Below are 11293 nucleotides of genomic sequence, written 5' to 3' on the forward strand. Positions count from 1 at the left end.
CGCCGTCGTCGCCGCCGGGGTCACGCCGCCAGCTTAGGTGTGTGGGGCTCTCCCGGGCTCGCCGAGGACCACGTGACGAACAGACCTAGGGTGCGGGGCATGAGCACGCCGACACCGGGAACCGACCGTCCCCTCGCCGTCGTCACCGGCGCCAGCTCGGGCATCGGAGCCGCCACCGCCCGCGCCCTCGCCGCCGACGGCTGGCACCCCGTCCTCGGCGCACGCCGCGTGGAGCGCCTCACGGAGGTCGCCGACGAGGTGGGCGGCACCGCCCTGCCCCTCGACGTCACCGACGTCGACTCGGTGGCCGCGTTCGTCGCCGGCGTCCGCGACCTCGTCACCCCGCAGAGCCCGCTGCGCGGCCTGGTGAACAACGCCGGCGGCGCCAAGGGCACCGAGAAGGTGATCGAGGCCGACGAGGAGAAGTGGCGCTGGATGTGGGAGTCCAACGTCCTCGGGACCCTGCGTGTCACCAAGGGTCTGCTGCCGCTGCTCATCGACTCGGGCGACGGCCACGTCGTCACCATCACCTCGATCGCCGGCCTCGAGGTCTACGACGGCGGCTCGGGCTACACCGCCGCCAAGCACGCCGAGGGCGCCATGCACCGCACCCTGCGCGGCGAGCTGCTCGGCGCGCCCGTGCGCGTCACCGAGATCGCGCCCGGCGCGGTGGAGACCGAGTTCGCGCTGGTGCGGTTCGCGGGCGACTCCGACCGTGCGGCCAAGGTCTACGAGGGCATCACGCCGCTGGTCGCCGAGGACGTCGCCGAGGTCGTGGCCTTCGCCATGAGCCGGCCGTCGCACGTCAACCTCGACACGATCGTCCTCAAGCCCCGTGACCAGGCCACGGGCATGCGCTTCCACCGCACTTAGAGCGCGGACATCCCCTGCCACTCCGACCACGGGATGGCCCAGTCGTAGATGTCGCCGTCGCTCGGCGAGTAGTTCACCCCGGAGTTGGTGACCTCGACCGGGTCGCCGTACAGGGCAGTGTCGTAGAACGCCCGGGCATCGGCCTCCGAGAGGTTGATGCACCCGTGGGTCACGTTGCTGGAGCCCTGGGCGCCGGTGGAGGCCGGGTTGGCGTGGATGAACTCGCCGTTGTTGCTGATGCGCACCGCCCAGCGCTCGACGAGGTCGTAGCCGTACTGCTCGCTGACCATCCGCTTGTTGGTGAACTTCTCGCTCACGACGTGGATGCCCGAGCGCGTGGTGCGGTTCGGGTCGGAGTCCGTCCCGTAGCTGGCGGGGACGTCCATCACCTGCTGCCCGTCGCGGACGACGACCATGCGGAAGCTGTTGACGTCGGCCTGCACGACCTGCGAACGGCCGATCCTGAACGACGTCGTGAGGTCCTCACGGCCCCACGCGCCGCCGCCGAACGGGGTGCCCAGGAGGTTCGCGCGGACGTCGACCTGCGTGCCGGGCCGCCAGTACTCCTTCGGGCGCCAGTGCACCCGCGACCCGCCGTCCTGGTCGGGCAGCCAGGCCCAGGAGCCCTCGGTGGGCACCGACGTGCGCACCTGCAGCGCCCGCTCCACCGCCGCCTTGTCCTCCACCGGGGCCGCGAACTGGATCGTGATCGGCGCCGCCACCCCCACCTCGCGGTCGTCACCGATGTTCAGCGTGGCCCGGACGGTCTGCCCGGGCGCGACCGTGGTGAACGAGCCGGTGACCGGCGAGGAGCCCCCGCCGGGCCCGGTGGCCGTGCCGCCCCAGGTGTAGGTGGCGCCGTAGGCCAGCGGGCCGGACGGCGTCCAGCGCTTCCGGTCGGGCGAGAGCGTGCCGGCGACGGCACCGCCCGGTGATGCGGTGAGCGTGACGTCGGTGAACGTCCCCTCGGTGCTGGCCGCCACCGTGGCCCTCGGGGCGACGTCGGCGGTGTTCGCGGCCGGCTCGACCGCCACGCCGACCGGCGGCGGCGCCTCGGCGGACCCGGGCGCGCCGGACGTCGACGACGCCCCCGAGCCGCAGGCCGCCAGCACCAGCAGCAGCCCGCTCAGCACCGTGACGAGCGTCCGACCCATGCGTCCCCCGAACCTCTCCTCGTGCGTCGCCACCATCGTGGCACCGCACCCCGACGGCCCGCCGGGTCGAACTCAGGACAGCGCCGACATCCCCCGCCAGGTGTCCCAGTCGAGGGCCCAGTCGTAGACGTCCCCGTCGGCCGCGGAGAGCTGGACCGGGGAGTCCGTGACCTCGACGGGGTCGCCGTAGATGGCGGTGTCGTAGTACGCCCGCGCGTCGGCGGTGGAGAGGTTGACGCAGCCGTGGGTGACGTTGCTCGAGCCCTGGGCGCCCGCCGACGCCGGGTTGGCGTGGATGAACTCGCCGTTGTTGCTCATCCGCACGGCCCAGTGCTCGACGAGGTCGTAGCCGTACTGCGCGCTGGTCATCCGCTTGTTGTCGAACTTCTCGGTCACGACGTGGGTCCCGCTACGCGTGATGCGGTTGGGGTCGCTGCCCAGCCCGTAGCTCGCGGGGACGTCCATGACCTGCCGACCGTCCCGGATCACGACCATCCGGTGGCTCGTGACGTCGGCCCGCACGATCTGCGAGCGCCCGACGGTGAGGTGGTTGGTGAGGTCCTCGCGTCCGTACGCGCCGTCACCCAGGTTCACGCCGTACAGGTTCGCGGCGACATCGACGACGGTGCCGGGCGTCCAGTACTCCTTCGGCCGCCAGTGCACCCGCGACCCCAGCGCGTCGTCGGGCAGCCACGCCCAGGAGCCCTCGGTGGGCACCGACGTGCGCACCTGCAGGGCCCGCTCCGCCGCCGCCTTGTCGGCGACCGGGCCGTCGAACTGGATGGCGATCGGCGCGGCCACGCCGACGGTGGCGTCGTCGGGCTGCGCGAACTGCGCGCGCACGACCCGCTCCGGGCTCACCGTGGTGAAGCCGCCGGCCACCGGCGTGGTGGCCCCGTCGGCGCCCACCGCGACACCGGACCAGGTGTAGGGCTTGCCGTAGCCGAGCGCCTCGGTCGCGGCCCAGCGGTGTCCGTCGGGAGTCACGGTCCCGGCGATCGGACGGCCGTCCGCTCCGGTCAGCGCGACGTCGCGCAGGGCGGCGTCCGGCGCCGTCACGCTGATCTCGCCGCCCGGGTCGACGTCGGCGCGTCCCGGCACGGCCGTCGTGGTCACGGTCGGGGCCTGCGCCGCGTCACTCCCCGCCGGCCGGGGCGTGGCGCCCGCAGCCGCACACCCCGCGACGACTCCCGCGACGGCGACGAGCGCCACCACCACGGCCAGCACACCCTGCACGCGTTCCCGCACCCCGAGGGCCACCTCTCCTGATCGATCCCGAACGCATGACGCGAACGGCCCCGGGACGGTTGTCAGGGCGCGGGCACACTCACACCGGTGGCCCTGTGATCGTGAGCGGCGTCTCGCCGCGATCCCGGTCAGAGGGCGCAGGAGACGAGCACGGGCTCGGGTTCGAGCACGAGACCGAAGGCGGCGTCGACCCGGTCGCGCACGTCGCGGGCGAGCGCGAGCAGGTCGTCGGTGGTCCCACCGCCGCGGTGGGTCAGGGCGAGCGTGTGCTTGGTGGAGACCCGCGCGGGGGCGTGCTCGCCGGGGTGGCCGCGCGGGATGCCGGCGCGCTCGATGAGCGCGGCCGCGGAGAGCTTGACCAGCCCGCCGGGCTGCGGCCACGCCGTGACCGGGACCTGGCCCGCGGCCTCGGTGCGGGCGGCGACACGGGCCGCCGTCGCCTCGTCGACCACCGGGTTGGTGAAGAACGAGCCCGCGCTGCGGCTGTCGGGGTCGGCGAGGTCGATGACCATGCCCTTCCCGCGGCGCAGCGCGAGCACGGCGGCGCGCGCGTCGGCGACGGGCACGCGGGTGCCGGGCTCGACATCGAGGGCGCGGGCGAGCTCGGCGTAGCGGACCGGGGCCGACAGGCCGTCGGTGGTGAGCCGGAACCGCACGCCCAGGACGATCTCGCCGTCGACGTTGCGCGCGCCCTTGAGGCGGCTCGTGCGGTAGCCGAGACCGAGGTCGGCGGCCGGGACCGTGCCGCGGCGACCGGTACGGCGCGCGTAGAGGTCGACGTCGACGAGGAGGTCGCCGACCTCGACGCCGTAGGCGCCGACGTTCTGCACCGGCGTCGCCCCGGTGCGCCCGGGGATGCCCGAGAGGCACTCGAGCCCGCCGAACCCGTCGGCGACGGTGTCGGCGACCAGCGCGTCCCAGTCGTGGCCGGCCTCGACGTGCAGGACGACGGTGTCGGCGTCGCGGCGCACGACCTCGTGGCCCTCGGTGTCGATGAGCAGCGCGGTGCCGGCGAACCCGGCGTCCCCGATGACGAGGTTGGAGCCCCCGCCGACGAGCAGCAGCGGCTCGCCCGCCCCGTCGGCCGCGCGCGCCCGCTGGACCACCTCGTCGGCCGTCGACGCCCGCACCAGGCGGCGTGCGGGGCCGCCGAGACCGAGCGTCGTGTGGGGCGCGAGCAGCGTCGCGGCGTCGGTGTCGACGGGGCCGTCGCCCGGCGCGGGCGTCGTCTGAGCGGTCGGACCGGGTGCCACGGCCTCCGACGGTAACCTCCCGCCCGTGTCGACCCGCATCGCCCACCGCGCCACCTGGGACGTCCCCGCCGAGGAGGTGTACGCGGAGCTGGTCGACGGCGACCACCTCCGGGCACGCCTGAAGGAGCTCGGCGGGAAGGACCCCGCGCTCGTGGAGCACACCGTCGACGCCTCCGGGGCCCGCCTGGAGCTGCGTCACTCGGTGCCCGTCGAGTTCCTGCCCACGGCGGTCCGGCGCTTCACCGGCGACGACCTCGTGCTCGACCGCGTCGAGACGTGGCGCGTGCGCACCGACGGCGGCTACGACGGCACGTTCGAGGTCACGGTCCGCGGCCTCCCGGGGACGATGACCGGCACGCAGAAGCTCACCGACTCCGGCGGCGGCGCGGTCACCGAGATCCAGGGCGAGGCCACGGTGTCGGTGCCGATGGTCGGCGGGCGCATCGAGAAGGTCGTCGTCGAGCAGGTCGACGCGCTGCTCGACGCCGAGGACGCGTTCACACGCCGACGGCTGGAGAAGCGCTGACCATGGCGACCCATCGCCTCGTCGTCACCCTGAGCTGCCCGGACCGCACCGGCATCGTCGCCGCGATCACCGGGCGGCTGGCGGCGCTCGGCGCATCGATCACCGAGGCCGCCTACCACGCCGACACCGAGGCGGGCTGGTTCGTCACACGCCAGGTCGTCGACGCCGCCTCGGTCCCCGGCGGGGCGGACGTGCTGCGCGTGGTGATGGGCCAGGTGGCCGCGGGCCTCGAGGTGCCCGGCGGCGACCCGGTGCGCTGGCAGGTGCGCGACGCCGCCGAGCCGCCGCGGGTGGTGCTGCTGGTCAGCAAGGAATCGCACTGCCTGCACGACCTGCTCGGCCGGGTCTGGGGCGGTGAGCTCGAGATGGACGTGCGCGCGGTGGTGGGCAACCACGAGGTGCTGCGCCCGCTCGCCGAGGCGCACGGCGTGCCGTTCCACCACGTGCCGTTCCCGTCCCGTGCCGAGGACGACGAGGCCCGCACGGGCCGCGACGCGGCGTTCGCGACGGTCGCCGGCCTCGTCGACGAGCACGACCCGGCCGCGATCGTGCTGGCACGGTTCATGCAGGTGCTGACGCCCGAGCTCTGCGACCGGTGGGCCGGGCGGGCGATCAACATCCACCACAGCTTCCTGCCCTCGTTCGCCGGCGCCCGCCCGTACCACCAGGCCCACGCCCGCGGGGTGAAGCTCGTCGGCGCGACGTGCCACTACGTCACCGCGGACCTCGACGCCGGCCCGATCATCGAGCAGGACGTCAGCCGCGTGGACCACGCCGACACCGCCGAGGACATGGTCCGCCGCGGCCGCGACGTCGAGAAACTGGTGCTGGCCCGCGGGCTGCGCGCCCACCTCGAGGACCGCGTGCAGGTGCACGCGGGACGGACGGTCGTCTTCCGCTAGGTGCCTGCGGCATGTGAGCACTTCGTGGTGCTCCGGCACCTCAAAGTGCTCACGTGCGCGGGCGCACCCGCTCGGCGGGAATCGCGCCCAGCCGCCCGGCGTGGAAGTCGACCATCGCCTCCCGGACCTCCTGCTGGGTGTTCATGACGAACGGCCCGCCCCACGCCACCGGCTCGCGGATCGGGCGACCGCCGAGCAGCACGACCTCGAGCTTCGGGTGCCGGCCCTCCTGCCCGGGGTCCGCGGCGACCCGCAGCGACTCGCCGGGCCCGAAGACGACGAGCTGGCCGGTGCGCACCGGACGTCGCTCGGCGCCGACGGTGCCGTCACCGGACAGGACGTAGAGCAGCGCGTTCTGCTCGGGGTCCCAGGGCAGGTGCAGCGCCGCGCCGGGCTCGAGCGAGGCGTGCGCCATCGTCATCGGCGTGTACGTCGAGCCGGGCCCCTCGTGCCCGCCGATCTCGCCGGCGATGACCCGCACGAGCGTCCCGGCGTCGGCGGAGGTCAGCAACGCGGCCTGCCCGGAGCGGAGGTCCTGGTAGCGGGGCTGCACCCACTTCTGCGCCTGCGGGAGGTTCACCCACAGCTGCAGGCCGTGGAAGAGGCCGCCCGACGCGACGAGCGCCTCCGGCGGGCGCTCGATGTGCAGCACCCCGCCGCCGGCGGTCATCCACTGCGTGTCGCCGTTGGTGATCGAGCCACCGCCGCCGTGGTTGTCGGCGTGCTCGAACGTGCCGTCGATGATGTAGGTGACGGTCTCGAAGCCCCGGTGCGGGTGCCAGGCCGTGCCCTTGGGCTCGCCCGGCGCGTACTCGACCTCGCCCATCTGGTCCATGTGGATGAAAGGGTCGAGGAGCGCGAGGTCGACGCCGGCGAACGCGCGGCGTACCGGGAAGCCCTCGCCCTCGTAGCCCTGCGGCGCGGTGGTCACCGTGCGGACCCCCCGCTCGGTGACGCCGACGCGGGGCCCCGCGGGCTCGGGGATGCGAGGTAGGACCGTCAGGTCGGCGACCGTCAGAGCGGGCATCGTCCCCTCCTCAGTAGTTGAACATTCAATGTGGAGCGGAGAACGTCCCCCGGCGACGACCGATTCCCACCGGGATCCGCGTCAGCGGCCGAGGCCCTCGAGCGCCTCGGCCCCGGGCAGCTCACCGAGTGCGGCACCGGGGACGAGGAGCTTGCTCTCGCGCCGGCCGCTGCCCACCACGACCGCGGGTGTGGCGATCACCGCGGGGTCGACGAGGACCGGCCACGACGCCGGCACGCCGAACGGAGTGATGCCGCCGTAGGCCATGCCGGTGAGCTCGACCGCCTCGTCCATCGGCGCGAACGACGCCTTGCGCACGTCGAGCCGCTTGCGGACGACGGTGTTGACGTCGGTGCGCGTCGTGGCCAGCACGACGCAGGCGGCGAAGCGACGCTCGCCGGAGCGCGAGCCGGCGACGACGACGCAGTTGGCCGACGCCTCCAGCGGCGAGCCGTAGGCCTCGCAGAACGCGGCGGTGTCGGCGAGCGCGGGGTCGATCTCCGCGACCAGGCAGCCGGTGGCGACCTCGGGCGGCAGCCCGCGCAGGGCCTCGGCGACAGGTTCCGCCAGCAGGTCGGTCCGCTCGAGGGCGGGCACCGGCTCCAGCGACCCGGCGACGGCCTGGGCAGCCGCCGACGTCACCAGCGCGGGCCCTGCTGGATCTCGATCACCCGCGGGCGCACGTCGACGATGTAGATGAGCACGGCGATGATGCCGACGAGCCAGAGGAAGCTGTAGGGGCCGCTGGTGGAGATCGCGAGGATCGCCAGGCCGACGCCGGTGATCGCGCACCAGACGGGCTTCGTCAGCTTGTCGGCGGCCGTGAACGCGTCGGAGCGCTGCATCAGGGCGTGCACGAAGGCGTAGAGGCCCACCGGGATCCCCAGGAGCCACAGCACCAGCAGCACGTAGCCATCGAGGTTGTAGAGCACCGACACGCCACCACGATACGTGCCCCGTGCAGCGGGGCGACAGGCGCGCGGTCCTCGCCCGGACACACGACGACCCCGGGACGGCGGAGCGTCCCGGGGTCGTGTCGAGCAGAGCGTCACCGCACGGTGGCGGGACTCAGCTCTTGGGGGCCCGCTTGGCGCCGCCCGCGGTGGCCGCGGACTTCGGCGCGTTCTTCGGGCCCTGCTTGTTCGGCGCGGTGCGCGCAGCGGCCTTGCGCGTGGTGCTGCGCGTCTCGGACGCCACCTCGTCACCGGCCTCCTTGATCTCCTCGGAGAGCTCGGAGCCGGCCTCGGCGACGACCTCGGCGGCCTGGGCGCTGAAGCGCTGCGTCGTGCGGGCGGCGCGCTCGCCGACCGAACGGGTCTGCTTGGTGACCCCGGCCAGAGCGCTCTCACCGCGGACGCGGACACCCTCGACGGCGTCCTCGAGGCGGCCCTCGATCTCGCTCGAGACCTGGTCGACCGTGTTCAGCGCCTGCTTGACCTGCGGCTGCGACGTGATGTCGCGGTACGCGGACTCGCCGCGCTTGATGAGGTCGGCGTAGACGCTGCGGACGGCGGCCAGGTAGCTGTCGACCAGGCGGCGGAAGTCCTCCGCGGTCAGCTTGGTGCGCAGCTCCTGGACCTCGGCCGGGAGGTCCTCGACGCGGGCCTGGACCTCGGTGGCGCCGGACTGCACGCGCTCGGCGGCCTCACGGGCGGCGGCGACGGCCACGTCGCCGAGGCCCAGCACGGCCAGGGCGGGCTGGCGCAGCGGGTCGATGGCGTCCGAGACGGCCTTGCTGGCCTGGTCGCGAACCTCGCGGACGTCGAACTTGGTGGGGAAGGTGACAGCCATGGTCGTCCTCTCTCCTGAATACGTGTGTGATGTGCCTGAGCGGTAGGTCAGGACGTGCGCTGGGCCGGTGCCTCGACTGCCTGGGCGGCAGCGTCGATGGCGGCCACGGCGAGCGCGGCGTCCTCGGTCCCGGTCACGGTGCTGGTCTCGGCAGCGTTGCCGCGACGGAATGACTCGTAGATGTCGGTGAGCACCTGCTTCTGGCGCTCGGTCAGCTCCGTGTCCGACGCGAGGGCGTCGAGTACCGGGGAGTGCTCCCGGGGCTCGAGAATCCCTGCCCGGACGTACAGCGCCTCGGCGGAGATCCGCAGACCGGTCGCGATCTGGGCCAGGATCTCGGCGGACGGCTTGCGCAGCCCACGCTCGATCTGGCTCAGGTACGGGTTGCTGATCCCCGCGACCTTCGCGAGTTGACGGAGGCTGACCTCCGCGCCCTCGCGCTGCCGGCGGATGTAGGCACCGATGTCATCGACGGCCTGGCCGATCTTCTCGACCCCGTCCGTCCCGGACACCGATGACCACCTCCTCCGAACTCGCTGAAACCCACGCTAACACGAGTGCTAGCTGGCGCAAGCACTGTGCTTGCGCAGGTCGCGTGGGCTGTCACACACACTTCCGGGGGACGGCCTCAGACGAGGAGCTCGCCCACGGTGTAGATCACCAGGCCGGCGAGGGCACCGACGAGGGTCCCGTTGATGCGGATGAACTGGAGGTCGCGGCCCACCTGGAGCTCGATCTTGCGCGAGGTCTCGGGGCCGTCCCAGCGGGCGACGGTGTCGGAGATCAGGGTGGAGATCTCGCTCGAGTAGCGGCCGACGACGTAGCCGGCGGCGTCGACGATCCAGCCGTCGATCTTGTCGCGGAGCTCGGGATCGGTGTCGAGGCGCTCGCCGAAACGGGCGACGCCGTCGGTCACCTTCAGCCGCAGCTGGGACGACGGGTCCTCGGCGGCGTCGAGCAGCATCGCCTTCCCGGTGGCCCACGCGCGCGAAATGAGGGCCTGGACCTCGGGGTGCTCGAGGAGCTGGCGCTTGATGTCCTCGACCCGCGCGTTGGTGTCCGGATCGTCCTGCAGGTCGGCGGCGAAGGAGATCAGGAAGCGGTCGACGGCCTTGCGCATCGGATGGTCGGCGTCGGACTTCACCGCCCAGGCGAACGACAGGGCCTCGGCGTAGAGCCGGTCGCCGATCAGCCCGTCGACGAAGCGCGGCGACCAGCTCGGCGCCTGCTTGCTGACCAGCGCCATCACGGTGTCGTGGTTGTCGCGCACCCAGTCGTAGGCGCGGTCGCAGATCAGGTCGACGACGCGGCGGTGCGCCCCGTCGTCGAGCACCCCGGCCAGCAGCCGGCCCATCGGCGGCCCCCAGGGCTGGGCGACGACGCGCCGGGTGACGGCCTGGTCGACGACGGCCTGGATCTCGTCGTCGCGCAGCACGGTCACCGCGCCGCGCACGACGGTGGCCAGCTCGCCGGTCACCCGCGAGGCGTTGCCCGGCGTCGTGAGCCAGCCGCCGAGCCGCGCGGAGATCCGGGCGGCGCGGAGCTTCTCCCCGACGACCTTGGGAGCCAGGAAGTTCTCGCCGACGAAGCCCGACAGGCTGGCACCCAGCTGGTCCTTCTTGCGCGGGATGAGCGCCGTGTGCGGGATCTTGATGCCCAGCGGGTGACGGAAGAGCGCGGTGACCGCGAACCAGTCGGCGAGCCCGCCGACCATCCCCGCCTCGGCCGCGGCGCGCACGTAGCCGGTGAACGCAGGCCCGCCGTTGCGCTCCCACACCAGGAAGACGATCCAGATGATCGCGGCACCGAAGAGGAACGACAGCGCCACGGCCTTCATCCGCCGCAGGCGGGCCCGCTTCTCCGGGTCGTCGACGAAATCCGGGATCAGGCCGCCGTCCCCGCCGGACGGACGGCGGGCGGACGGGAGCGCGCCGGCGTCGCTCCCCCCGGTGACGGGCGGGCCGACGGGTTCGGTCGGCGGGTCGGCCTCCAGGTCGCCACGTGTCCTGGCGCCGTCCGGTCCGTGGGCGGTCTGCACGCCTCCAGTGTCCCACCGGCGGCGGGCGGAGCCCGTCGACCACAGGGACGTCGCATTCGGCGCAGTGAGGCACCCAGGAGACGTGCGTCACGGTGGATTCGTCCCCCGGACCGGTGAACCGGGACACCACCCGGCGCGAATCGCGCACTGGGCGGCGAGAGTGCGTATCGCTCGGGCGACTTCGGTCGTTGGATAGATGCCGTTGTCGCCGTTGTTCGCGCCGGAGTCGTCGCACGGTCTCCACGGCCGCCGTCGTCCCTGTCGTGAACAGAGTCGTCGACGCTTCTCCCGACCACCCCGTGCCGTCCCTCGGGACGACCCGGTCCCCCGTGCGACCGACCGCGCCCGGCCGCACGGGGTCTCGCGTCCCCCGGTCGCCGTGCTGCCCCACGGTGACCGGGGGGCGCCCCCTCCGGCCGTGGGCCGCTAGAGCCTGTCTGGTGGTTCATGAGATCCAGGCCAGGGTGGCGCGGAAGGTGAT

12 protein-coding genes are annotated in these 11293 nt (G+C 73.4%); 3 read left to right on the forward strand and 9 right to left on the reverse strand.

Going from position 1 to position 11293, the window contains the following annotated elements; all coding sequences use genetic code 11:
• Positions 1-99 precede the first annotated feature (99 nt).
• Entirely contained in the window at positions 100-873 is a 774-nt protein-coding gene (locus PH189_RS21930; protein ID WP_274190942.1) for an SDR family NAD(P)-dependent oxidoreductase, read from the forward strand.
• Here PH189_RS21930 and PH189_RS21935 read toward each other — a convergent pair.
• From PH189_RS21935 to PH189_RS21945, 3 genes are all read right to left on the reverse strand, one after another.
• The gene (locus PH189_RS21935) at positions 870-2027 is read right to left on the reverse strand and encodes a L,D-transpeptidase (RefSeq protein WP_274190943.1); all 1158 of its coding nucleotides are present in this window, start codon (positions 2025-2027) and stop codon (positions 870-872) included. The genes PH189_RS21930 and PH189_RS21935 overlap by 4 nt on opposite strands.
• A 72-nt stretch (positions 2028-2099) precedes the next feature.
• Entirely contained in the window at positions 2100-3287 is a 1188-nt protein-coding gene (locus PH189_RS21940) for a L,D-transpeptidase (RefSeq protein ID WP_274190944.1), read from the reverse strand.
• Positions 3288-3403: 116 nt separating this feature from the next.
• Positions 3404-4528 carry a UDP-N-acetylmuramate dehydrogenase gene (locus tag PH189_RS21945; protein WP_378014968.1) on the reverse strand — a complete coding sequence of 375 codons (1125 nt, stop codon included), beginning with the start codon at positions 4526-4528 and terminating at the stop codon, positions 3404-3406.
• Between the two features lie 25 nt (positions 4529-4553).
• On the opposite strand from PH189_RS21945, the gene PH189_RS21950 reads away from it, so the two are divergent.
• Both PH189_RS21950 and purU read left to right on the forward strand, forming a co-directional pair.
• Positions 4554-5054 carry a DUF2505 domain-containing protein gene (locus PH189_RS21950; protein WP_274190945.1) on the forward strand — a complete coding sequence of 167 codons (501 nt, stop codon included), beginning with the start codon at positions 4554-4556 and terminating at the stop codon, positions 5052-5054.
• A gap of 2 nt (positions 5055-5056) precedes the next feature.
• Positions 5057-5956, forward strand: a complete 900-nt coding sequence (gene purU / locus PH189_RS21955; protein ID WP_274190946.1) for a formyltetrahydrofolate deformylase — start codon at positions 5057-5059, stop codon at positions 5954-5956.
• A 49-nt stretch (positions 5957-6005) separates the two neighbouring features.
• Here purU and PH189_RS21960 read toward each other — a convergent pair whose 3' ends face one another.
• From PH189_RS21960 to PH189_RS21985, 6 genes are all read right to left on the reverse strand, one after another.
• Positions 6006-6983: a pirin family protein gene (locus tag PH189_RS21960; protein WP_274190947.1), complete on the reverse strand. Its 978-nt coding sequence runs from the start codon at positions 6981-6983 to the stop codon at positions 6006-6008.
• An 81-nt stretch (positions 6984-7064) separates the two neighbouring features.
• A complete protein-coding gene (locus PH189_RS21965; RefSeq protein WP_274190948.1) occupies positions 7065-7625 on the reverse strand; it encodes a YbaK/EbsC family protein in 561 nt (186 codons plus the stop codon).
• Positions 7622-7921 (reverse strand): DUF2516 family protein, encoded by a 300-nt coding sequence (locus tag PH189_RS21970; RefSeq protein WP_274190949.1) that lies wholly within the window; start codon positions 7919-7921, stop codon positions 7622-7624. Before PH189_RS21970 ends, PH189_RS21965 begins: the two co-directional genes overlap by 4 nt.
• A 130-nt stretch (positions 7922-8051) precedes the next feature.
• A complete protein-coding gene (locus tag PH189_RS21975; protein WP_274190950.1) occupies positions 8052-8774 on the reverse strand; it encodes a hypothetical protein in 723 nt (240 codons plus the stop codon).
• A gap of 47 nt (positions 8775-8821) precedes the next feature.
• Positions 8822-9286: a helix-turn-helix domain-containing protein gene (locus PH189_RS21980; protein ID WP_274190951.1), complete on the reverse strand. Its 465-nt coding sequence runs from the start codon at positions 9284-9286 to the stop codon at positions 8822-8824.
• A 116-nt stretch (positions 9287-9402) separates the two neighbouring features.
• A complete protein-coding gene (locus PH189_RS21985) occupies positions 9403-10611 on the reverse strand; it encodes a DUF445 domain-containing protein (protein WP_274190967.1) in 1209 nt (402 codons plus the stop codon).
• Positions 10612-11293: the final 682 nt, after the last annotated feature.

It is taken from the genome of Actinomycetospora chibensis, assembly GCF_028737215.1.
Lineage (GTDB): Bacteria > Actinomycetota > Actinomycetes > Mycobacteriales > Pseudonocardiaceae > Actinomycetospora > Actinomycetospora chibensis.